Origin of the sequence: Granulicatella balaenopterae (assembly GCF_900111135.1) — a bacterium.
Classification (GTDB): Bacteria; Bacillota; Bacilli; order Lactobacillales; family Aerococcaceae; genus Granulicatella; species Granulicatella balaenopterae.
This window is the reverse complement of sequence record NZ_FOGF01000002.1, coordinates 29590-53487: the sequence shown is the minus strand read 5'-3', so window position 1 is coordinate 53487 and position 23898 is coordinate 29590. Positions and strand designations below refer to the sequence as shown.

Here is a 23898-nt window from a genome sequence, read left to right as displayed (position 1 = left end):
GGAGATGATCAAAGATGGATAGCCAAAGAACAGGTTTGTTAGAAAGACAAGCGTTCGTATTCAATATTCAAAAATATAGCTTGTATGATGGGCCTGGAGTTCGGACTATCGTATTTTTGAAAGGGTGCCCACTTAGATGTAAATGGTGTGCGAATCCAGAGAGTCTTGAAAGAAAAATTGAAGTTATGTGTCAAGATTCATTGTGTGATAATTGTGGACTATGTGTAGATGCTTGCCCGTTAGGAATCCATGTAGTGGATGAAAACGGACAGCATCAAGTCCGCAGAGATATTAATTGCAATGGTTGTAAAAAATGTGTTCAAGCATGTCCAAAAAGAGCTTTACATATTGTAGGAGAAACAAAAACCATTTCAGAATTACTAGATATTATTCATGAAGATGATGCTTTCTACGATATGTCAGGTGGGGGCGTAACGCTTAGTGGTGGGGAATGTACTTCTCAACCACAAGCGGCATACGCTTTACTAAAAGCTTGTAAAGAAGATGGATTAAATACAGCTATTGAAACATGTGGTTATGCAAGAATGGATCGTATCGTCAAAATTGCTGAATATGTTGATTTGTTTTTATTTGATTTAAAACATATGGATCCCGTGAAACATAATGAGTTAACTGGTGTTAGTAATGAAAAAATACTTGCAAACTTGAAAGAATTATTAAGATTAGGTTATAACGTCAAAGTAAGAATGCCGATGCTGAAATTAATAAACGATAGTGAAGAGGAAATAAATGCCATTATCGATTTCTTATTGCCGTATAAAGATTTACCTAACTTTAAAGGTATTGATTTACTACCATATCACAAATTAGGAGTAAATAAATATGCACAATTAGGAATAGAATATCCTGTTAAAGGTGATCCAAGTTTAAGTAATGAAGATTTGGATAGAATTGAAGGGATGCTTCTAGCATATGATTTCCCAGTTAAAGTTATCAGACACTAAAGGGAGTGATCGAATGGCAGAAGAAAAAATACAAAGACTTATTCAAGAGCAAGTTCCGGGAAAGCAGATTACATTAGCTCATGTTATTGCTTCACCCATTTCGGAAATATATGAGTCAATAGGGATTGAAAATAATGGTGCTATTGGAATTTTAACATTATCCCCTTGCGAAACAGCAATGATTGCGGCGGATTTAGCTGCTAAGTCTGCTGGCGTGGAGATTGGCTTTTTGGATCGGTTTACCGGTTCAGTAGTATTATCTGGAGATATCCAAAGCGTTGAAGAGTCGCTAACGAATGTAGTAGAAGTTTTTCAACATAGTTTAGGATTCTCAGTCGTGGATGTTACCAAAACATGAAGAAAATCATGATTGTCGGTACAAACGACTTAGATAAATCATTAATAGCGAATTATATTAATCAAAATAGCACTCATTGTATTCCTAAAAGAAAATTTGGAGCAATTAGTTATAGTGGAAAAACAATTATTATTCCAACTGAATATCTCGAATGTCCTTGGATGTATTCATCTATTATTGCCACACAGCAACAGGCAGATATGTTAGTGATGTTACGTGATGCACGTTCGAAAAAAGAAGTTTATCCACCTGGCTTTGCTCAGAGTTTCAGAATTCCAATAATAGGAATTATCACTAATAGTCATGATGAAAGACAATTAGAAAAATCATATTTTGAACTTCAAAAAGCAGGAATTAAAGAATTAATTTTTGATTGCAATTTAGAAGATGAAACTGATTTATTAAAGATAAAAAAAATAATAGAAGAAGGGAGGGTAATAGATGGAAATTTATAATATGCCAACCAAAATATACCATGGACAAGGCTCACTTTTAGCACTGAATGAACTTGATATGAAAAGAGTTTTAATTATTAGTGACCCATTTATGGTTAAGTCAAAAAGAGTTGAAGATATTACTAATATTTTAGATAGTAAAGAAATCGAATATTTAGTCTTTTCCGATATTATTCCTGACCCTACGACAGAAGTGGTTGTAGAAGGTATCGCTCAAATGCAAACTATTAATCCGGATACGGTAATTGCATTTGGAGGAGGATCGGCAATCGACTCTGCGAAAGCTATTTGTGAAATGTATGCTCAAATTAATAGTACAGAATTTCCAATATTTATTGCAATTCCAACAACTAGTGGAACTGGTAGTGAAGTAACATCATTTTCAGTTATTACAGATGTAGAAACAAAAAGCAAATATCCATTAGTGAAGGATAGCATGTTGCCAGATGTAGCAATTCTAGATCCAGCATTTACAGCAACTGTACCAGCTACAATTACTGCGGATACTGGTATGGATGTTCTAACACATTCATTAGAAGCGATTGTTTCAACTAAGTCTTCAGACTTTACCGATGCTTGTGCTGAAAAAGCCAGTCGCATTATTTGGAATAATCTAGTGGATGTATATCAAGATGGTGAAGATTTAGAAAAAAGAGCAATTGTTCATAATGCTTCTTGCTTAGCAGGTATTGCCTTTAATGGAGCGTCGTTAGGAATTTGTCATAGCTTAGCCCACGCAATGGGTGCTAGATTCCATGTGCCACACGGAAGAGCTAATGCAATGTTATTACCATATGTTATTACCTATAACGCAGGACTTGAATTACCAAGTGAATCAGATGCTTTAAGAAAATATGCTGATGTAGCTCGTTTATTAGGTGTACAATCTGTAACAGATAAAGCGACTGTTCATGGATTTATCAGTGGTATTTACCGTATGATGAAAAAAATGAATATGCCTACATCTATTAAAGATTATGGATTAAATGAAGAAGAATTCCTTGAAGCTATCCCAGATATGGCACAACGAGCATTAGAAGATAATTGTACAATAACTAATCCAAGGGTACCAAGTGTCGAAGATTTAGAAGACATTTATCGTTGCCTATGTAGGGGGAGAAGTTGATGATTTTTATTACAGAGAGAGATTTAAAAGATAAATATAGAAAAAATCCTTTTGTAAAGTTTCAACTTCAAAGTAATAATCGATTAACTCCTGAAGCGCGTCAGTTTTTATTAGATCGAAAAATTGAAATTTGTGACTATCAGGAAGAAGAAAATTACCCAGAACCAGAAAGCTGTCAAGATGAAACTTCTTTAGAAGAACCATGCTTTATGAAAGAAGAATACGATAATAAAACAATTTATCATGTGAATTTATTAGTAGCAGACTTATATGAAGTTGCGGTACTACTTAAAGATCAATCGTTTTTCTATTCACAAACACTCTTTAGAATCGGTGAAGCAACGAAAGAATTAGTTATATATGATCCGGATTGTCCAAAACGTGTTGATAACGAAGAAACGATTAGAAAATATTATTTAGAAGCAATGGACTATGAAAAGATTACTCCAATACATGTACTTGGAGAAAATGGTGTGATACTTGTTAAATTAGAAAGAATTAGACAAGAATTTTTATTATTATCATGTAATCCATCATTGCAAACTGCAACGATTTATCAATTCGTAAAAGAAATAACGGAAATAATTAGTAGTATTTTAGGAGAGATGAAGCCATGCCAAAAGAAAACTCAAACTTAACTAATTGTAACAAAATTGTTGAGCAATTCGAAAAAGTTATTAAACACCCCATAAAAAAACAAGCTAAGTGCTACTATACAGGCGTCGATGTTGGTACTGCATGTATTGTATTAGCTGTATTTAATGAAGACTATCAACCGATTGCTGGAGCATATCGCTATGCCGATGTTGTGAAAGATGGAATGGTGGTTGACTATATCGGAGCAATTCGAATTGTTCGAGAATTAAAAGAGCAATTGGAGTCTGAGTTGGATACAGAGCTATTATTGGCAGCCGTAGCCATCCCACCAGGAACAGATGAATTAGATAGTGGAGCTTTGAAAAATGTTGTTCAAGGTGCAGGTTTTGAATTAACCAATATATTGGATGAACCTACCGCAGCTAATCAAATTTTAAATATTGAAAACGGAGCAGTTGTCGATATTGGTGGAGGAACCACAGGGATTTCTATCTTGAAAGACGGAAAAGTCGTTAAGGTGGTTGACGAGGCAACTGGTGGTACGCATTTATCATTAGTAATCTCAGGAGCATATGGTTTACCTTATGAAGAAGCAGAATTATACAAACGTAATCCTAAAAATCATAAGGAATTATTACCAGTTTTAACACCGGTAATTGAAAAAGTTGCTTCAATTATTAAGCGTAGCATCGAAGGTTATGAAGTAGATGAAATTTATTTAGTTGGAGGTACTTGTTGCTTAGATGGAATTGAAAAAGTGATTCAAAAATCAGTTGGAATTCCAACTCTAAAAGCAAAAAATCCAATGTTTGTAACCCCACTTGGGATAGCAAGAAGTTGTAAAGACACTATTTTAGATTAGGAGTTGTTAAGAATGGACGTCAGAATTATCCAATCGCCTAGCGAAGGAACATTTTCAATTTTAAATAGAAGAAAAGGTTCTGGACCAGGTCATAAAATTGAAGTTCCAGGGGCTATAGGTTTAGTACAAGGCAAATTAATCGAAATGGTTTGTGCAGCTGATATTGCGGAAAAGGCAGTTGGCGTAACCGTCGAAGATATTAGAGGAAGTTGTCCACAAAATATGATTATGCTTGCGATTTTTGGCGATATGGCTTCTGTAAAAGCAGCATTAGATGAAATCGTTCGTAAAGATAAGGAGATGGGTAAACAATGGTAACAGCAAAATTAGTTGATAATATTTGGGCTACCCGAAAATCTGAATCATTAAATGGATTAAAGTTAATGCTAGCAGAAGTGATTTGTGGTAAAAGAGCAGGGGATATTATTGTGGTGGCAGATATCATTAGTGCAGGTATTGGCGATCGTGTCATCATTGCAACTGGCGGAGCAGCTAGACGCATGATTGGGGATGTTAATGTTCCAATTGATGCAGCTGTTGTCGGTATTATTGATGATGAATGTCAATTACCGGAATAGTTTAGTCATGTGAAAGGTTGTGTGACTGTGAAAAAATTAATTTATACAAAAGATATCGAAAGCTTAATTACTAAAGGAGAAAGCATTTGTTACATTTGTTCAAATACAATTATTACTCCTGCAGCACAAGATTTAGCTCGATTAAACAATATAAGTTTTAAAGAACAAACTTGTCAAGAAACACAAGAAGTAACAAATGAACAAGTATGCACAGAAGATATGGTTTCTAAAGGAGATTTAATTAGTAAAGCTGATTTATTAAGCTTATTAAAATCTTTGTTAGCTGGTGATGTTGATTTAGATAAACCATATATAGCTAAAACAAACGCAAAAGGAATTAAAGCTATCAAAGGCGATTCAGTAAGAATGGACGTTTTTGATACTGGAACACCTGGAGCAGATGTTAAATTCCAAGAATTAGTTTCTCAAGAAGAATCAAAAGTAAGTGCAGGTTTCTTAGAAATTAATAAGTCAGCTTTTGAATGGAATTTAACTTATGAAGAAATTGATTACGTAATCGATGGAACACTAGAAGTTACTTATAATGGAGAAACATTTACAGCTAATGCAGGTGATGTATTATTTGTTCCTAAAGATACAAAAGTAACTTGGAGTTCTCCGAATAAAGCTAAGGTGTTCTATACAACTTATCCGGCTAATTGGCCTGATTTGTTATAAGGAGAGATAAGTTATGGAAGCTTTAGGGATGATTGAAACAATTGGAACAATTGCAGCTATTGAAGCTGGAGATGCAATGGTTAAAAGTGCAGATGTTTCAATTGTATCAAAAGAATTCGTTGGTGGAGGAATTGTGACAATAATCGTTCAAGGCGATGTAATGGCAGTGAAAACAGCTGTTGATGCAGGTGTAGCTTCTGTAAAACGTTTAGCAGATGATGCTTTATTAACAGAACATGTTATTCCTAGACCGGATAATCAATTAAGTTTAATTGTGAATAAACCACAAGTTAAGGCTGTGGAACTTGAAGAAATAGTTGTTGAACAATTACCAACTAATGAGATCATAGAAGAGGTTGAAGTTATCGAGGTAGATTCTATAAAAACTGAAGAAAAAGAAGATACCAAAGAAGAAACCTCAGTAATCGAAGTAGATTCTGTAACTGTCAACCAAAGTGAATTAGAAGAACCAATTGAAGTTGAAGTAGTGGAAGATGAAGTGAAAGATTCATCAAAAGACAAACAAGACACTAAAGAATCAGAAGCTAGTGAAAAAGTTGTCTATACTAAAAAACAACTAAATTCACTTACAGTATCTAAGTTGAAGGATATCATTAGAAAAGATGAAAATTTAACTCTACCAACTAAGAAAATGAGTAAGAAAGAGTTAATTCAAATGATTTTGAACAAATAAAACAAAATCGTGAAAGAATGGAGATCTAGTTATGAGAGAATATGATAAAGATTTACAATCTATTCAAGAAGCACGTGAGTTAGCACGCAATGGTAAAAAAGCTGCTAAGAAAATGGCAACTTTTACTCAAGAACAAGTGGATAAAATCATTTTAAAAATGAAAGAAGTAGCCGATGAAAATAAATATTTATTAGCAGAAATGGCTGTGGAAGAAACTGGTTTTGGTATAGTAAAAGACAAAGCTTTTAAAAACTATGCAGCTTCAAGCATGCTTTATGAAGAAATTAAAGATATGCCAACAGCAGGGATTATTAAAGCGGATGAAAAATTATGTACAATCGATGTTGCTGAACCAGTTGGATTAGTATTAGGAATAGTTCCTTCTACAAACCCAACATCAACAATTATCTTTAAAGCAATGATTGCTTTGAAATCACGTAATGCGATTGTTTTTGCACCACACCCAGCTGCGTCAAAATGTAGTTATAAAGCAGCTATGTTAATGAGAGATGCGGCAATTGCAGCAGGTGCTCCAGAAAATATTATTGGTTGTGTATCAACACCAACAATGGCATCTACAAATGAATTAATGAATGCTAAAGAAGTAGCATTAATCATTGCAACAGGTGGACCTGGTATGGTTAAAGCAGCTTATAGTGTTGGTAAACCAGCAATTGGTGTAGGTGCAGGTAACTCACCAGCCTATATCGAAAGAACAGCTGATGTAGCAAAAGCAGTAGAATGTATTATTGGAAGTAAAACTTTTGATAATGGTACTATCTGTGCATCAGAACAATCAATTATTTGTGAAGAATGCAATCGTGTGGATGTCGTTCGCGAATTACAAAAACAAGGTGGTTACTTCATGAGTGATGAAGAAACTGCTAAAGTTTGTAAAGTTCTATTTAAAAATGGTCATACAATGGATGCTCGTATGGTTGGTCGCACACCACAAGTTATCGCTGAAGCAGCTGGTATCGAAATTCCAGCTAATACAAAAGTGTTAATCGGCCGTCAACATGGTGTAGGCCCAGATAATCCATTATCTTACGAAAAATTAACAACTGTATTAGGATTTTATGTTGTTAAAGATTGGCAAGAAGCTTGTGAGTTAAGTATTGATTTATTACAAAATGGTATTGGTCATACAATGAGTATTCATACAAATGATCGTGATACAGTATTACGCTTCACTGTTAAACCTGCTTCAAGAATTTTAGTGAATACAGGTGGTAGTCAAGGTGGTACAGGTATTAGTACATCATTACCAATCTCATTCACATTAGGATGTGGGGCTGCTGGTGGTAGCTCAGTTTCAGAAAATGTAAGCCCATTACATCTATTAAATATTAAAAAAGTAGCTTATGGTATTACTGACTTAAAAGATTTAAAAATGCCAGAAGATAATACCGCTACTCAAACATGTGCAACAACAGCTCACTCATGTGGATGTGATACTAATTTAACTAATGAAGAAATTGAAGTTGCTGAATCAGCGATTGAAAAATTAACAGATTCCGACTTTATGGATGAAGCTTTATTAGCGAAAGCTTTAAGTTTCTTAACAGGTAATAATCCTGAAAATCAATTCTTACCATGCGGTTGTGGTGGACCAAAACCAAAACCAGAGGTAGCTGCAAAACCAGTTGTGCCTACAACTCCGAAAGCTGAAGCAGTAACACCTAAAGTTAACACTGCTGAAGAAGTTGATAAAGAAGAGTTAGCAAAATTAGTTAAAGATATTATGATGAATATGAATAAGTAATTTAGGATGTGGGGACATGGCAAATTATGATCAATTTCTTCAATTGTTAAAAGAAGCGATTGCTGAAAATAATGAAGAAAAAGATATAAAGAAAATTGATGCGTTTAATATACCAGTAGGTATTTCAAATAGGCATATCCATCTTTCGCAAGAAACGCTAGAAAGATTATTTGGCGAAGGATATGAATTAACAAAACTAAAAGACTTATCACAACCAGGTCAGTATGCTTGTAAGGAAACTGTTATGGTATGCGGTCCGAAAGGGGTGATTGAAAAAGTCAGAATTTTAGGACCTGTTAGGAAAGAAACTCAAGTAGAAATACTGGTGGGAGATTCCTTTAAATTAGGAGTTAAACCGGTTGTTCGAATGTCAGGTAAATTAGAAGAAACTCCAAGTGTGACATTAGTTGGGCCGAAAGGTTCATGTGAATTAGATAGAGGAGTGATTGTTGCTCAACGTCATATTCATATGTTGCCAAGTGATGCAGAAGCCCTTGGTGTGAAAAATCATGATATAGTATCGCTTGAAGTTGGCGGTATTAGAGGTGGTATATTAAACGATGTGATTATTCGAGCAGTACCGAATTCTCAATTAGAATGTCATATTGATACAGAGGAAGCAAATGCTCTAGGTATTACACCTAAGACAGCTTTAAAATTAATTAAATAATAACCATTTAGGAGGAAATAATTATGAAATACGATGCATTAGGAATGATTGAAACAAAAGGTTTAGTAGGATCAATTGAAGCAGCAGATGCTATGGTTAAAGCTGCAAATGTTACTTTAGTAGGTAAAGAATTTGTTGGTGGAGGATTAGTTACAGTTATGGTTCGTGGTGACGTAGGTGCTGTTAAAGCTGCTACTGATGCTGGTGCTGCGGCTGCACAACGTATTGGTGAATTAATTTCTGTTCACGTTATTCCACGTCCACATAGCGATGTAGAAACAATTTTACCACAAAATAATATTGACTAATTGATAAAGGTGCTTGAACAATTGTGGCTTAAGTTATGTGAGTGATAGCATATTACAATGATGAAAATATAATAACATGATAAGAGGTTGAACTTATCAAAATGAATCAAACAGTGTAGGATCAATCCAAGAATAATTGATTTTACACTGTTTTTTTATGAAATATGCCTAAATCTTACTATTGACTTTAGTTGTTAGAGTTTCAGTAGCTAGCTAGTTAATTAATCAAATGCAAGAGAGTATTTTCTATTTATAGGTGAATTGGAGGGAAATAGATGGATATTCAAGAGTTATCATTACGGATTAAAGAGTTAGATAGTCAGGGGAAAAAAACCGAGATGATACCATTGATGCAAGAACAGATTCGTTACATTAAAAGTGTTAATGATAAAGAATGGTTAATATCAGCCTTAAATAACTATGCTGGAGTTTTGAGAGATACTGGAGATGCGGATGGAGCAATTACTCAATTGCAAAAAGCAAGAGAAATTGCTTTTGAAGTTTATGGAGCAAATAGTGTGAATTTTGCAACAATTTTATCAAATTTAGCTAATGCGTTGCGTGTTGGTAAGTTTTTTGCAGAAGCGATTGTTATGTTTAATCAAGCTAGTGATATATATGCTAAACAGAATGCAGATAAAGCACTAATAGCTGGTATTAAGCATAATTTATCATTGATTTATGCCGAACGTGGAAATACTACTAAGGCTTTTGAATTGCAAAAAGAAGAATTAGCACTATTGAAGGAATTACCAAATAAGCGTGTTCCATATGCGATTGCATTACAAAATATCGCCGCTACAGCTGCAAGTCTAGAATTGTTTGATGAAGCATTACAATATTTGGCTTTATCAGAATTATTGATTTATGCTAATTGTGGTTTAGAAAGTAGTTTATTGGCAGGGGTGTATAATACGAGAGCATTTATTTTCGTGAAGCAAAAACAATTTGCAGATGGAAAGATGATGTTTAAAAAAGCATTAAAAATCACTGAAAAAACATATGGTAAGCAGTCGCAAGCTTATCAATCGATTATGAAAAATATTGAATTTTTAGAAAATAACGGGGATGTGTAGTGTAATGGGATTTGGAATGGATTTAGCGAGAAGTTATTATTATGAAGAACTAAAACCTTTATTATCTGATCAGTTTCCGAATGAATTTCAGTATATGGCAATTGGTCTGGTTGGTCATGGTTCGGAGTGTTATGGTTATGATGATAGGTTTTCAGCAGATCATGATTACGGTAAGCGTGCAATGATTTTTTTACCTCGCGAAATTTTTAAAGTTAAGGGAAGAGAAATCTTTGCTTGCGTGGAAGAACATACGAGTGGTCAATGTGATGTGATGAGTATTGGTGCATTTTATAAATTGATTTTAGCTAATGAAGTCGGTCCTCAAACAAATGATGAATGGATTTATTTACGAGAAAGTGCTTTATCAACAGCTTCAAATGGCGAAGTATTTATCGATAATTTAGGTGAATTTACACGTATTAGAGAGAATTTATTAGCTTATTATCCAGAAGATGTTAGAAAGTATAAGTTGGCGCATCAATTATTTAAAATGGCGCAATCAGGTCAGTATAATTACCAAAGAAGTATTAAGCGAAAAGAGTTAAGTGCTGCTAAGATTGCGGAGGCTGATTTTATTCGTCATGCTTGTATGGCGGTTCATATGTTGAATAAAAGATATTGTCCATATTATAAATGGAGTACCCGCTCGTTAAAAGATTTACCGATTTTAGGGGCAGCAGTAGAAACCTTATTAAATCGATTGAATAATGTGGAATTACGAGTCGCTAAGGAATTAAGTGATAAGGGTGAGTTTTCTCATATAACGGTGTTTGAAGAAGTAAGTAAGCGAAAAATTGCGATATTTGAGCAAGTATCGAATATGATTATTAGCTATTTGATAGAGAGTGGGTTAAGTAGTGCAAGTAGTGATTTTTTATTAGATCATGCAGTCTCTGTTAAAAATAGTATCGAAGATCGAGCGATTCGTGATTTATCCATTTATGCGGAAGGTTTAGAAGTAAGATAAATTTGATTATAAGGAGAAGAACTATGGCTAATTTTGGAGATATAAAAGATTATAAATTAGAAAATCAAGAGTTAATTGATGATATTGTAAGAACAGAATGGCAGTTATTCCAAGGGGTTAATAGTATGGGAGGCCGTGCTAGTTGTCAAGATGATGAAAAGACATTTTGGATTATGCGTCGTAGTAATTATTCAGCAATGCCTATTAAATTATTATCAAAAATCTTTATTAACTTAAAAATCAATCAAATGAAAGATGTCAATGTGATTGCTAATAAATATGCCTATATGATGGAAAGTACTGATCCGGTCTCTTATGCATTAATTAAGGATCGCTTACCAGTTGTGACACCTGAAAAAGAACAATTAATTGATGAAATTACAACAATTTATATTAATTATCAAAAAGCAATTCGTGAAGAGTTTCCAGAAATTGTAGAAAATGGTCGTCCATTATATGCAACTTCAGATTCAACAGAAACAACTTCCATTGAAACATATTTCCGTGGTGAATTAAAAACTTACCCAATGGATTTATTAGAAGATTACAAAAAATTCTTAGAAGAAAAAAATCCTTTATATCATGAATTTAAAGTGATGTTAATGGAAACAATTCTTCAAGGTTAATAAAATCATACATAAAAGAGTTCTCATTTATTGGGAGCTTTTTTATATGTTATAGGTTAATTTTTATTCTTATGGTGTTAAACACTTTGAGTGAAGCAATCGATAAGTTATAGCAAAAAGGTTGGCGATTTGGTTGTTGAGGTATTCCTTTTGCTGGTATTTTTAAGGTGTAAAAGCTATCACTTATTTAATATTTATAGTAAAATTAAGTTTATAGATATTTTTTTGATAAATATATCCGATTAACTAGAGAAGAATAAAGAAATAAGGGGATAGAATTTAATGAGAAAAAGTTCGAAATCAATGGGCTGTTTATATACGATTTTAATTAGTTTGGTGATTTTGTGTGGATTAGCAGTAGCTACATTCTTTTGGTTTAAAAAGGAAGCAACTATTGAAACTATTCAAGTGCCACAAGAAGTCGAAACCATTAAAGTCGAAGAAGAGGATATTCGTTATAATGTATTAGCAGTCGATACATTAGAAAAAATTTCTAAGATTATTCGTGTTGAAGAAGAGGTTATTTTAAAGGCATATGGATTAAAGCAATCTGAAAATTTTGAAGCTAAAAAAGGTCAACAAATCGATATTTTAGCAGCCGTTCAAATCGTTGAAAAGAATAATCAATTGATGGCTATTGTAGAAGCGCAAGATAATACTAAACGCGAGATTGTGATTGCTAAACCGACTAATCTGAAAGTTAAGGATATTGTGGGGACAGGAACCATTATTGTTGTCACAGAAAGTAATCACCAAATTGCGGAAGCTATTTTAGTAGAGAAAGATTTAGAAACTGGCTTATTAAAAGAAAAAGGAAATGCTGTTGCTCAAACTGTAGCAATTCCAACTGTTGAAAAGGATATTAAACAAGCAACGTCGAAAGATTTAGAGGTGGCTATTGATGAGAAAAAAGCTAAAACAGTTTCTACTACAGTGCCAAAAAATAAAGCAAAAAAACCGATTAAAATTAATGAGATTAATAAAAGTACTTCAATTAATGCCAGTTTATTAAGTGAAATCGATAGTCATGAGAGTTCTAAAGAAAGTTCAAGTAATTTTAGTTCGAATGCTTCAAAAGAAGAGGCTTCCATTATCATTGGTGGAGATAATTGGATTGAATTTACTGAAAAATATCAAGAAGATTATACAGAAGAAGTTCCTAAATATAAAGAAGTAGAGATTGTTCGCAATCAGGTTTATTATCTTGATCATGAAGGTGTGGAACATATTTATGGTTGGTATGATGAAATCGAGCACAATCAAGAATATGATACGTTTATTAAAGAACAAACACAGGATGGAAAGGTACATTATCGTGATGTTGTAGTTGATAAAAGAGAAATTCAAGTAGGTGTTGAAAATGTTACTAAGACAAGAATTGGGGAACGACAAGCTTGGCGTAATGAACGGACTGGTGAAGTAGTTTATCAAAAACCATAAGAAAATAAACGTATTCTCAGCTAATGGGGGTACGTTTTTTATGTAGAGAGAAGTGTATATTTACAGTAGTCTTATTGATAGAAAATGGGAGAATAATCTTTTTACTATCTTTTTATTCTAGATTAAATTATGATATGAAAGTACAGATAATCTAAGAGGTGAATGAATGAAGAAAAAAAGAAAATTTAAACTAAAAGCTAATATCAAATCTGCCTTAGTATTGATGGCATTGGTTGCGGGTGTTGTTGGATGTACTAAGGATCAATCTCTATCAGAATTTTATGATTCAGCTAATGAGACGCTAAATTCTGCTAATCAAAAAATTGAATCGGCTTATGAATTATATGATTCAGCCAGTTCAACGATTAATGATCTAAAAGATAAGTATTTACCAGAAGATGCACGTGATGGGGAAATTTTAGAGCGCAGTCGTTTAGTGATTGATAAGGCTGATAGTGAGATTACTACAGATGATATTTTGTCATTAGATTTTGAATCACAAACAACAGTAGTAGGGTTATTTGAGCGTTTTCCAAAATATACTTTGGAAATTCCTGAATCTCATGACTTATATCAAGTAGAAGGGCAAGAGAGCTTAATTCAAAGTTTATTATTAGATAAGCCAGATTATATTATTGATGCTAAAACGAAGAAGCCTTTACTAGCAGCATCTTTAGTAACGATATATAGTGTGGATAGTCATCGTGGAAATCAACAAAAATTCAACGAAGATCCTGTTGCTTGGCCTAAAAATAAAAAAGTAGTTATTCCATATTTAGATGGTGAAGCTTATCGTGGATGGTTTTATAATCGTAGTCATTTAGTGGCGGATAGTTTAGGTGGGCCGGCAATTGCTAATAATGCTGTTACAGCGACTCGTACCCAAAATGTTGGTGGTCCAAGTAATGATGGTGGGATGCGAATCCCCGAAGAGCTTGCTTATGAATTTGTTAATGATTTGCAATCTAAGAAAAAAGAGGATGCTTTATTGTACATTGCTAAGCCCTTGTATCAACGTGATCAGTTAATTCCTTGTGCGGTGGTCGTTCATTTTGAAAACGAAAAACATCACATTAATCGTACGTTTATTGTATTTAATACAGCAAATGGCTTTACATTGAATTACCAAAATGGGCAATTTAAACGATTTAATTAAATTATGGCTGCTATATCTTTGTATATATTCCTCGCAATTTGAGCCTGTTAGAGTTTGCGTAGTTAAATAAAAAATGCTTACCTTGTTGATAGGTAAGCATTTTTTATTAGTTAATCCAAGACTGTACTTGTTTTTGGTGTGTATTAACCCATTCACGAGCAACGATATTTGGATCTTGACCTTCTGAGATGCGTAACATTAGTTCTTCCATATCTTCAATAGTCCAATTGAAATTATCAAGAATATGGTTAACTTCAGGTAAGTCAGTTTTTAAGTTTTTGCGGGTAATGGTTCTGATTTCTTCTTGTTCACCATAAGACTCTTTTGGATCCTGTAAATATTTTAAGTCATATTTAGCAAACATCCAGTGCGGTGACCAACCAGTTATAATGATATCTTGACCATTTTCGATAGCTTTTCCTAATGCGGTAACCATTGCTCCAGAAGAAGAAGGAACTAATTGCCAATCAGCTAAATTAGGATAGTCTTTTAGTACTTGTTCAGTAGCACTGACAACACCTGCGCCGGATTCAACACCAGTAATAGTTTGATTAGCTTGAGTTGTTAAATCAGAAATGGAATTAACATCCATATAAGCTGGCACAACTAAACCAACACGAGCCCCAGTTAAACTTGCACCTAAATCAACGACTTGATCTTTGTAATCCTTATATTGTTCTTTGTGGGTATTGGGTAACCATGCTGATAAGGTTGCATCAATATCACCATTACGAACAGCATTCCACATAATGGCATTGTCTAGTGGTGTTACAACGACTCGGTATCCTTGATCTTCTAAGATGTTTTTCATAACATATGTTGATGCAATTTCTGAGTCCCATTCTACATAGCCAAGTTTAACGCGATCTTTTGTTTTTAAATTAGTATTAGGTCGATTATAAAAAGCGATACCTGCTAATGTTAAAAAGATTAGCAAATAGCTTAGTAATTCTTTATTTTTCTTTTTCATAGTAGTCCTTTCATGTAATTCTAGTTTATTGCAAGTGTTTATCAGTGCTCAATAGATGAGTGAAGCGGTCGATAATGATCGCTAAAATAACAATTGCTAAACCAGCTACAAAACCAGGTCCAACTTGTGCTCTTTGTAAAGCAGAGACAACGCGACGCCCCAAACCAGGTGAACCAATCATTGAAGCAATCACGACCATTGATAGACAAAGCATAATAGTTTGGTTAACACCAGCCATAATGGTTGATTTTGCTAAGCGTAGTTCGACTTTAAATAATTTTTGTGTAGGTGTTGCCCCAAATGAAATGGCAGCCTCTTCTAGTTCTTCAGAGATTTGTCTAATTCCTAAAGCTGTAAAACGAACTGTTGGTGGAATTGAGAAAATGATTGAAGCCACCATACCAGGAACGACACCAATTCCAAAGAAAGCTACTGCTGGGATTAAATAGACAAAAGCTGGCATTGTTTGCATAAAGTCCAATACTGGTTTTAGAATTGTTTGAGCAATATTACTTTTACCCATTAAAATTCCTAGCGGTATACCTAAAAGAATTGCGAATAAACTAGCTATTAAAATTAATGATAGGGTACTCATAAAATCTCCCCATAAGCCTTGGTTTAAAATAAATGATAAACCTAAGAAGACAAATACAGGAAATGCCCACTTCTTTTTATTGTTTTGTAAGTATAAAGCCCATAGCGTCATAGCAAGTATAAAGACAAATGGTGGAAATAAATTAAAAAAATCGGTTAATCCATAAATTAATGTATCTCCAAGGATACGGACACCATTAAAAAATCCTTCGCCATTTTCTGTGGCTGATTGTGTTATGTTTTCGATCCATTGTGATAATGGAATTGTAGGTAAATTAAACATTGAATTCCTCCTGACTATCTAACATTTCGATAACACGTTTACGAGTTACCACACCGACCATTTTGCAATTTTCATCTTCAACGACAATTGGTGATTTTGATAGCTTTAATAATCCGTAAACATCATCGACAACCGAGTCTTTTTGAATACGAGGAATATCTGTGCGAATAATTTCTTCGTAGTGACCTGGAAAGCCTTTTTTATGTATCAAATCGACTAAATCATCAAGTTCAATATAACCAACTGCTTGGTGGGTGTTATTAATCACGATTAAGTTAGTAAAGTTTTCTTCTTTCATCATATTTAAGGCATAACGCATACCACGTTCTTTACGGTCAACATTTAAGTAGCATTGAGGTTTTTCCATAATGTGAGAAATAGTTAAGACTTTTGTGCGGTCAACATCTTCCACAAAACGTTCAACATAACGGTTAACGGGATTCATTAAGATTTCTTCACCAGTACCTACTTGAACTAATTTACCATCTCGCATAATTGCGATTCTATCACCAATGCGTAGTGCTTCGTTTAAGTCGTGAGTGATAAAGATAATAGTTTTGTGTAGTGTTTCTTGTAAGTGGATTAATTCATCTTGCATATCTTTGCGATTAAGGGGATCTAAAGCGGAGAAAGCTTCGTCCATTAATAAGATTTCAGGGTCATTGGCTAAGGCGCGTGCTAAACCGACACGTTGTTGCATCCCACCAGATAATTGGTTAGGGTATTGATCTTTATAGGCTAATAGTCCAGCGTTTTCTAAAGCTAATTCTGCTTTTAAAACACGGCTTTCTTTATCCACACCTTTTAATTCTAAACCGAATTCAGTATTTTCTAAGATTGTTTTATGTGGGAACAAACCAAAACCTTGGAAGACCATACTATAAACATTACGACGAATTTGTAATAATTCTTTTTTCTTAGCTTTGAATACCGATTGTCCATTAACGACGATATCGCCATCAGTTGGTTCAATTAAACGGTTCATTAGACGAAGCATAGTTGATTTACCACTACCACTAAGTCCCATGATAACGAAAATTTCACCTTCATAAATATCAAATGATACATTATCAACAGCAATGGTTGTTTTTGTTTTTGCCACAATATCTTCTTTTGAGGCACCTTCACGCAATAATTTTTTTGCTAGTTTGACTTTCTTACCGAAAATTTTTGTGACATTTTGGCAAGAGATTTTAACTTTTTTTGTCTCTTCTTGTGAGTTTTTTTTGTTTGTTGTGTCTGTAGGATTTGAATTTGTTACTTCATTCAAATGCAGATCACCTTCCTTTCAAATGGTTATTAAGTTGGATACTCTATAAATTAACTGTAACATAGATGAAAATAATAAACAAAAAATTTTATTAATTTTCATAGAAGAATTACATTTGAAAACGATTTTCATGAAAACGGATAATATATTGATGTAAAGGTGTTTGTAAGTGTTTTTAAGAGTCGCAAAAATAATTTTATATTTTTTTGACATTTTAGGAATTGTTGAGAATTATTTGAGATTCATTTGAAGTTTTCTTGCTATAATAAAATTGAAGAAAGGAAGGAGTGAGCTAGATGGAATCTGTGATTAAGTTTAATCATGTTAGTAAAAAGTTTAGACAAGAAGAGGCATTAAAAGATGTAACTTGTGAGATTTTTGCGGGTGAAATTTATGGTTTAATTGGTAAAAATGGTGCTGGTAAAACGACTCTTTTAAAGCTATTAACTGGTTTATTGACACCAACAACTGGTGAAGTGGCTTTATTTTCTTCTAGTAATCGAAATGAATTTTTAGTCTCATTGAAAAGAACGGGATCAGTTATTGAAACACCGACAGCTTTTCCTAATCTGAGCGCACGTCAAAATTTAAGCTATTATTGTAAATTAAGAGGAGTTGTTGAAGAGAAAAAAGCGATTCAGGAAGCTTTAGAGATGGTTAGTTTAGCAGATAATAATAAAAAGTTTAAACAATTTTCTTTAGGAATGAAGCAGAAACTTGGGATTGCTTTAGCTTTATTAACGAAGCCGGATATATTGATTTTAGATGAGCCAATTAATGGTTTGGATCCTTTAGCGATTATTGAGTTTCGTCAGTTGATCAAACGTTTGAATCAGGAATATGGTATGACGATTATCATTTCTAGTCATATTTTAGGTGAGTTATATCAAGTTGCTAGTAAATTTGGCGTGTTAGTTAATGGGGGATTGGTGAAGGAGATTACTAAAGAAGAATTCCTAGAACAAAATGAAGAGTATATTGTTGTGAAGACTGCCAAAGCAGCTAGTGTCGCTAGTATGATTGCTGATATAACTAAGGCAAAATTTAAAGTTGTTGATGATGAGACAATTCATATTTTTTTAAATGAAGCATTAATACCTCAATTAGTGATGGCTTTTGGGGAAAATCTCGTTCCAATTAATGAAATTTATTATAGTCGTAGTGATTTGGAAGGGTATTTTAAAGAGCTTGTAACACCAGGTGAGGAGGGTGCGATATGTTAAATTATTGGCGAGCAGAATTTTATCGATTGCGTTATTCAAAGGGCTTTTGGATTAATGTGACAATCTTTTTATTAATGATTGTCGTGAGTGTCTGGTGTGAATCGGTTGGCTATGTGGGGGTTCATGATATGGAAACGATGGATCAACTAGCAAATTTAAAAACAAGTCAATTGTGGACGGCACGCTATAGTTTAGAAGCGATGGCGCAAATGGTTAGTTTTTTAATTTTTACTAGTATGACCTTGTTTACTTTATTGATTAGTGATGACTTTTCTTATAAAACTTATAAAAATAATTTGACAGTGGGTTTGTCACGAGGGAATTTTTTAGCTGCTAAATATAGTTTGTTATTGTTGGTTTTAGCGCTAGAATTATTGCTGTTTTATGTGATGGTGTGTCTAGTGAGTGGTTTGAAGAATGGTTTCGGGGAATTAGATAGTCAGTTTATGATGCAATTGCTAAAGGTGTATCTATTACAATATCTTAATTTGGTGGCGATTTTTTCAATGGGATTAGCATTATTCTATTTGTTCTTATCAAATGTAATTGCTTTAGTTGGTATAATAGTCATTACTTTAGCGAGTCAGTTTTTGGTAGTATTAGTGCCGGATTACGCTTGGCTAATGCTATTGAATTTTCAAGCTATCCTATCAAATGCTTGGCAAATCCTACCGACTGATTATTTTGTTAAATCACTTGTGTTTTGTTTGTTAGTAAGTAGTGGATGTTATGTCTTGTCTAATCAATTATTAAAATCAAAAAGTTTATAAAAAAGATGGTATTAGCTTATATAAAAAAGCTAGTACCATCTTTATTTTTCGAGTAAAGGCCAAGTGAGTTTGATAGTGAATGTCGGGTGGTGGTAGTCAATTTGGAATGTCCCTTGAGTTTTTTCGGTTAGTTCTTTGACAATATACAAGCCTAGACCGGATGAGTGTTCAAAATTGGATAAATCTTCCACATAGAATCTTGTAGCAAGACGCTTCACTTCATCGATTGGCGTCTGAACATGATTACTAATTTCTAGGATGACTTGTGAATGCTCGTCATTCAGGCAGATAGAGAGTTGTTCTTCTCCGTGCTTAATGACATTGCCAAATAAGTTTTGGCAAATCCGCTGAAAGCTGTCAATGTCTTGATTAATGCACAAATCATCAGTAATTGTTAAGTCGACCGTGAAATTTTTTTCAAGTAAGAGATCATAAAATCCGAGTAATTGTTCAGTTAGCGCTTGGCTGATATTGACTGGCTCTAATGTTAAGCTTGCTGTTTCCTCATTTAACTGCTGATAAGTTAATAAATCTTCCAAACGTTGTGAAATGGTCACTAAATTATTATCAATTTTCTTTATTAAAACTTGGCTGTTATCGCTTGATTCGATTTGTTGTAAATAGCCTTTCGCAACCGTTAGTGGTGTTCTAATATCATGGCTAATATTGGCTTGGGTTAATTCCATTAATTGTTTTTCTTTTATTAATTGCAATTTTTGGCGAGAAATTTCTTGAAATAATTGATTGCAGTTAGTAATTATTTTTTTTAAAAAGGGTAATTTTGATTGACTTGTTAAAATAATATTTGATTTAGTTGTTAATTTATAGTCGATTTGCTTTGTTAATTCAGTAATTTCATGATAGATATGCCACAAAAAACTAACTAAAATAATAATGATTGCTACTAAAAAGATAGTCATTTTTTCACCGCCTTTAAGCGAATCCCTAAGCCCCAAATAGTTTCTAAATAGTCGGTATTTGGGCTAATGGTCGCTAGTTTTTTTCTAAGATTACTTAGATGGGCATTTAGGGTATTGTCTGTTGAAAAATATTGTTCCTGCCAAATGCTAGTATAGAGCTTTTCTTTGGTGAAGATTTGATTAGGATGGAGGAATAGTAATTGCAAAATATCAAATTCACGTTTTCTCAAAAGTATTTCACCAGTTGCAGTGCTAACTGTAAAATTCATTGGGTTTAAGCTTAAGTCTTCGTAAGTTAGGATTTGGTCTTGGGGCGAGTTTTGGGCTATTTGGCGTAATTGAACGGTTATTCTTGCTTTTACTTCTTCAGCATTAAAGGGTTTGGTAATGTAATCATTGGCGCCATCTAATAAAAATTTGGTCGTAGTTTTTTTATCGGTTAAGGCGGTAATAATAATAATTGGTAATTGCTTGGTTGGGCGTACTTCTTTTAGAACTTTGTCACCATTTTTGTCGGGGAGCATAATATCAAGTAGCATTAAGTCAATCGCTTGGTTTTTGAGATAGAAAAAAGCTTCTGCTGCTGAATAGGCTTGGATGCAGTGATATTCTGTTTGTAAGATATCTTTTAAAATCTGGTTAATATCGGGATTATCTTCAACAATTAAGATCGTTATCATAAAAAACACTCCTTTCCAATAAAATGTATAAAAAACGCCACTTCAATTAAGAAATGGCGCTATTTATTTTAAGCATCTGAACGTGAGAAGCCATTTTGCATTAAGCTACTAGATGTATATAAGACTTTATCTAATGTATCTTGTGTTTGTTCTTTAGCAAGAGTAGCGATATCTTGGTTTACTTTTTGACAGAATTCACTTGCATCCCAATACGACACTGGATTTTTTAGGAATTCTTGATCAGCATTATGAACTAATTCGCTAGCACGAGCTTGCAACTCATTTTGGTAACGTTCAATATGAGAGGCATTTTCTGCAAAGTGTGAGTCAGCCATTGCGCCGATTAAGCGGTTTGCCCAGTAGAAGTTATTGGTAGTCACTTCAGCGGTTGTATTGCCCATATATTCGGGTGTTTGATTAATATTTGCATAGAATGGTACAAAAGCATTAAAGACATTTGAGCCATATGCAATCCATTCAAGGCTACGAATAGCTTCTGGCATATATGGACGAATTTGTACTAAACCTAATACATTATTACGGTTGATACCGATTGGACGGAATGAACCTTTTTGACTTAAATCGCCATGTGTATTGTATGGATCATAAGGTGTTCCTTGGAAATGATGAGATAAGGTATATTTAATATCTTCTACTGTGATTTTGCGTTCTGGTTTGCGACTCCAAGGAATATTATCTGACATTGGTTTGTAATCAGCGTGGCAACCATCCCAACGTGAAGTTTTTGGATTAAAGTAACGTTGGATAATCCAAGCACGTGGCGTATTATAAACATGATCAGCGTCTGAATGACTACCGAATGCATCACGTGGGTTAAATTCGTCATTAAGTGATAAATCTAGGTGATTATCTTTCACAAATTCACGCATATCACTTGAACACATATGCTCAACTTGTTCACCAAAAGCATCGTCAAAGTCGAAACTATCAATTCCTAATTGGTTAGGCATTACAACATAAGAATCATCTGGTACACGTTTTGCGATCCAGTGGTGTCCACCAATTGTTTCTAACCACCAAATTTCATCAACATCTTGGAATGCGATGCCATTCATTTCATAAGTGCCATATTCTTCTAATAATTTACCTAGACGAATGACGCCATCACGAGCACTTGTCATATAAGGTAAGATTAATGTGACGAAATCTTCTTCACTAATTCCACCAATCTGTTCCGATTGATAACCATCTTCACCAGGATTGCCTTTTGCTGGTATGAATTCAACTAAAGGATCGGCTGCTAAGACGCGTTCATTTGAGGTGATTGTTTCAGTTGCAGACATTGAAACATTTAATTCATTAACTCCGAATGCACCCCAAATCCCCATATTTCCTAATGCGTCAGGCATACAAGTATAGCGCATTGCTTTTTCCGGTAGTGGAATTTCAGTATGTGCTAATAGTGATTTGTAGTGTTTTGGTTGTTCCTTTGGTTGAACTACCGTGAATTTTTTTGGCGTAAATTGGCCAGATGGTGAATCTTCATTACGAGCAACGAAGGTAGAACCATCATATGTTGCTTTTTTACCTACTAAAATTGTTGTACAAGCCATAAATAAGCCCCTTTCTATATTTAAAAAATTGATAAGTAATAAAGTGATTACTTCACCATAAGTATACCGCTACTTACCAGAAAATGTAAGCTTGAAAAATAAAGAAAAATGGGCTTTTTATAAAGAATCATTCTTGCGAGGATTAGGTAATTTATAAAGGTGGTTTTTTTAGGGAAAATTAATTAAAAACTACCCGAATTTAGTGGGAATGTTTTATAATATGAATAACAAGTGAAGTGTTAGACCTTGATAAGAAGAGAGTCATTTCGCTTGAAAATTGAGGAGGGATATTTATGAAATTAGTTATGATTCGACATGGTCAAAGTCAATGGAATTTGGAAAATCGTTTTACTGGATGGACAGATGTAGATTTATCAGAGCAAGGTGTTAAAGAAGCGCGTGCTGCAGGTCAACAATTATTAGCTGAAGGTGTTACATTTGATGTAGCTTATACTTCATATCAAAAACGTGCAATTAAAACATTGAATATTGTATTAGAAGAAATTGATGAATTATCTATTCCAGTCAAAAAATCTTGGCGTTTAAACGAACGTCATTATGGTGCATTACAAGGCTTGAACAAAGCTGATACTGCTGCAAAATATGGTGATGAACAAGTACATATTTGGCGTAGAAGTTTTGATGTAGCACCACCATTATTAGAGGAAGATGATGCTCGCCATCCAAAATTTGATGAAAAATATAAAAACTTAGATCCAGTTGATTTACCAAAAGGCGAAAGTTTAAAAGATACAATTGCACGTGTATTACCATATTGGGAAAGTGATATTTCAAAAGACTTAAAAGCGGGTAAAAATGTAGTAATTGCCGCTCATGGTAATTCATTACGTGCGTTAATTAAATATTTACTAAATATTGATAATGAAAAGATTTTAGACTTAAACTTACCAACAGGAGTGCCGTTAGAATTTGAAATTGATGAACATCTACAAATTACTAAAGCTCCAGAATTATTCTAAAATATAACTAAGAGGTGTGAAAATGTTTTTGTTTTCACATCTTTTTTTGTACAAAATCCAAAATTTGCTAAAAGGGTTTCATTATTGTTTTGACAAGCTTTAGTGAATAATGGTAAGATAAGCCTGTTTCTGAAAGTTTTATTAAAAAGGAGTGAATGTATTTTCAAGTGAATCGGAATAGCGCCAGACCTGTTATGAAGAGAATAGCAGGTGACGAGGATTGAGTTTATCGAAAGTTCGGCGGGTGACTCAAGGCAGTGTAGTCTACAAAATTGTACAAACGTCTTTCGTGAGGAGGGCACAAAAAGCAATT

25 protein-coding genes and 1 pseudogene are annotated in these 23898 nt (G+C 33.8%); 21 read left to right on the top strand and 5 right to left on the bottom strand.

From position 1 onward, the window contains the following. Positions 1-14 precede the first annotated feature (14 nt). The 18 genes from cutD (at position 15) to BMX09_RS00675 (ending at position 14321) form a co-directional block, all read left to right on the top strand. Positions 15-965 carry a choline TMA-lyase-activating enzyme gene (gene cutD / locus BMX09_RS00760; RefSeq protein WP_089745657.1) on the top strand — a complete coding sequence of 317 codons (951 nt, stop codon included), beginning with the start codon at positions 15-17 and terminating at the stop codon, positions 963-965. Positions 966-978: 13 nt separating this feature from the next. After that, positions 979-1323: a BMC domain-containing protein gene (locus tag BMX09_RS00755; RefSeq protein ID WP_089745654.1), complete on the top strand. Its 345-nt coding sequence runs from the start codon at positions 979-981 to the stop codon at positions 1321-1323. Next, positions 1320-1778: a EutP/PduV family microcompartment system protein gene (locus BMX09_RS00750; RefSeq protein ID WP_089745652.1), complete on the top strand. Its 459-nt coding sequence runs from the start codon at positions 1320-1322 to the stop codon at positions 1776-1778. The genes BMX09_RS00755 and BMX09_RS00750 overlap by 4 nt, the downstream gene beginning before the upstream one ends. After that, entirely contained in the window at positions 1765-2904 is a 1140-nt protein-coding gene (locus BMX09_RS00745) for a 1-propanol dehydrogenase PduQ (RefSeq protein ID WP_089745650.1), read from the top strand. Before BMX09_RS00750 ends, BMX09_RS00745 begins: the two co-directional genes overlap by 14 nt. After that, entirely contained in the window at positions 2904-3542 is a 639-nt protein-coding gene (locus BMX09_RS00740) for a hypothetical protein (protein WP_089745649.1), read from the top strand. Before BMX09_RS00745 ends, BMX09_RS00740 begins: the two co-directional genes overlap by 1 nt. Beyond that, the gene (eutJ, locus tag BMX09_RS00735) at positions 3518-4363 is read left to right on the top strand and encodes an ethanolamine utilization protein EutJ (RefSeq protein ID WP_089745647.1); all 846 of its coding nucleotides are present in this window, start codon (positions 3518-3520) and stop codon (positions 4361-4363) included. The genes BMX09_RS00740 and eutJ overlap by 25 nt, the downstream gene beginning before the upstream one ends. Positions 4364-4375: 12 nt before the next feature. Beyond that, entirely contained in the window at positions 4376-4681 is a 306-nt protein-coding gene (locus tag BMX09_RS00730) for a BMC domain-containing protein (protein ID WP_089745645.1), read from the top strand. Then, positions 4675-4941 carry a EutN/CcmL family microcompartment protein gene (locus tag BMX09_RS00725; protein WP_089745643.1) on the top strand — a complete coding sequence of 89 codons (267 nt, stop codon included), beginning with the start codon at positions 4675-4677 and terminating at the stop codon, positions 4939-4941. Before BMX09_RS00730 ends, BMX09_RS00725 begins: the two co-directional genes overlap by 7 nt. A 27-nt stretch (positions 4942-4968) precedes the next feature. Further along, entirely contained in the window at positions 4969-5619 is a 651-nt protein-coding gene (locus BMX09_RS00720; protein ID WP_089745641.1) for a cupin domain-containing protein, read from the top strand. 13 nt (positions 5620-5632) lie between these two features. Further along, the gene (locus BMX09_RS10355; protein WP_089745639.1) at positions 5633-6313 is read left to right on the top strand and encodes a BMC domain-containing protein; all 681 of its coding nucleotides are present in this window, start codon (positions 5633-5635) and stop codon (positions 6311-6313) included. A gap of 31 nt (positions 6314-6344) precedes the next feature. Then, positions 6345-8078, top strand: a complete 1734-nt coding sequence (locus BMX09_RS00710; RefSeq protein WP_089745637.1) for an acetaldehyde dehydrogenase (acetylating) — start codon at positions 6345-6347, stop codon at positions 8076-8078. A gap of 16 nt (positions 8079-8094) precedes the next feature. Beyond that, positions 8095-8748, top strand: a complete 654-nt coding sequence (locus BMX09_RS00705) for a phosphate propanoyltransferase (protein WP_089745635.1) — start codon at positions 8095-8097, stop codon at positions 8746-8748. Between the two features lie 23 nt (positions 8749-8771). Further along, positions 8772-9056, top strand: coding sequence for an ethanolamine utilization microcompartment protein EutM (gene eutM, locus BMX09_RS00700; RefSeq protein WP_089745633.1), 285 nt, complete (start codon positions 8772-8774; stop codon positions 9054-9056). Positions 9057-9331: 275 nt separating this feature from the next. After that, positions 9332-10132 (top strand): tetratricopeptide repeat protein, encoded by an 801-nt coding sequence (locus BMX09_RS00695; protein ID WP_089745630.1) that lies wholly within the window; start codon positions 9332-9334, stop codon positions 10130-10132. Positions 10133-10136: 4 nt separating this feature from the next. After that, the gene (locus tag BMX09_RS00690; protein WP_177159476.1) at positions 10137-11099 is read left to right on the top strand and encodes a DUF4037 domain-containing protein; all 963 of its coding nucleotides are present in this window, start codon (positions 10137-10139) and stop codon (positions 11097-11099) included. 23 nt (positions 11100-11122) lie between these two features. Next, positions 11123-11725, top strand: coding sequence for a DUF4125 family protein (locus BMX09_RS00685; protein ID WP_089745626.1), 603 nt, complete (start codon positions 11123-11125; stop codon positions 11723-11725). Between the two features lie 282 nt (positions 11726-12007). Then, positions 12008-13165: a hypothetical protein gene (locus tag BMX09_RS00680; protein ID WP_089745624.1), complete on the top strand. Its 1158-nt coding sequence runs from the start codon at positions 12008-12010 to the stop codon at positions 13163-13165. A gap of 166 nt (positions 13166-13331) precedes the next feature. Continuing rightward, positions 13332-14321 carry a DNA/RNA non-specific endonuclease gene (locus BMX09_RS00675; protein WP_089745622.1) on the top strand — a complete coding sequence of 330 codons (990 nt, stop codon included), beginning with the start codon at positions 13332-13334 and terminating at the stop codon, positions 14319-14321. A gap of 106 nt (positions 14322-14427) precedes the next feature. Here the strand turns inward: BMX09_RS00675 and BMX09_RS09990 are convergent. Both BMX09_RS09990 and BMX09_RS00660 read right to left on the bottom strand, forming a co-directional pair. Beyond that, positions 14428-16168, bottom strand: a pseudogene (locus BMX09_RS09990) (ABC transporter permease/substrate binding protein). Then, positions 16161-17360, bottom strand: coding sequence for a quaternary amine ABC transporter ATP-binding protein (locus BMX09_RS00660; RefSeq protein WP_245711098.1), 1200 nt, complete (start codon positions 17358-17360; stop codon positions 16161-16163). The pseudogene BMX09_RS09990 and the gene BMX09_RS00660 overlap by 8 nt, the downstream one beginning before the upstream one ends. Before the next feature lie 374 nt (positions 17361-17734). Between BMX09_RS00660 and BMX09_RS00655 the strand changes: the two genes are divergently transcribed. Both BMX09_RS00655 and BMX09_RS00650 read left to right on the top strand, forming a co-directional pair. Beyond that, positions 17735-18661 (top strand): ATP-binding cassette domain-containing protein, encoded by a 927-nt coding sequence (locus BMX09_RS00655; protein ID WP_089745613.1) that lies wholly within the window; start codon positions 17735-17737, stop codon positions 18659-18661. After that, positions 18655-19431, top strand: a complete 777-nt coding sequence (locus tag BMX09_RS00650; RefSeq protein WP_089745610.1) for an ABC transporter permease — start codon at positions 18655-18657, stop codon at positions 19429-19431. Before BMX09_RS00655 ends, BMX09_RS00650 begins: the two co-directional genes overlap by 7 nt. Positions 19432-19472: 41 nt before the next feature. Here the strand turns inward: BMX09_RS00650 and BMX09_RS00645 are convergent, their stop codons facing one another. From BMX09_RS00645 to BMX09_RS00635, 3 genes are all read right to left on the bottom strand, one after another. After that, positions 19473-20351, bottom strand: coding sequence for a sensor histidine kinase (locus BMX09_RS00645; protein ID WP_089745608.1), 879 nt, complete (start codon positions 20349-20351; stop codon positions 19473-19475). After that, on the bottom strand, positions 20348-21031 hold the full coding sequence (locus BMX09_RS00640) for a response regulator transcription factor (protein ID WP_089745606.1): 684 nt from the start codon (positions 21029-21031) through the stop codon (positions 20348-20350). The genes BMX09_RS00645 and BMX09_RS00640 overlap by 4 nt, the downstream gene beginning before the upstream one ends. Positions 21032-21099: 68 nt before the next feature. Beyond that, the gene (locus BMX09_RS00635) at positions 21100-22605 is read right to left on the bottom strand and encodes a C69 family dipeptidase (protein ID WP_089745604.1); all 1506 of its coding nucleotides are present in this window, start codon (positions 22603-22605) and stop codon (positions 21100-21102) included. Positions 22606-22898: 293 nt separating this feature from the next. On the opposite strand from BMX09_RS00635, the gene gpmA reads away from it, so the two are divergent. Beyond that, positions 22899-23585, top strand: a complete 687-nt coding sequence (gene gpmA / locus BMX09_RS00630; protein ID WP_089745602.1) for a 2,3-diphosphoglycerate-dependent phosphoglycerate mutase — start codon at positions 22899-22901, stop codon at positions 23583-23585. The last annotated feature ends 313 nt before the right edge of the window (positions 23586-23898 follow it).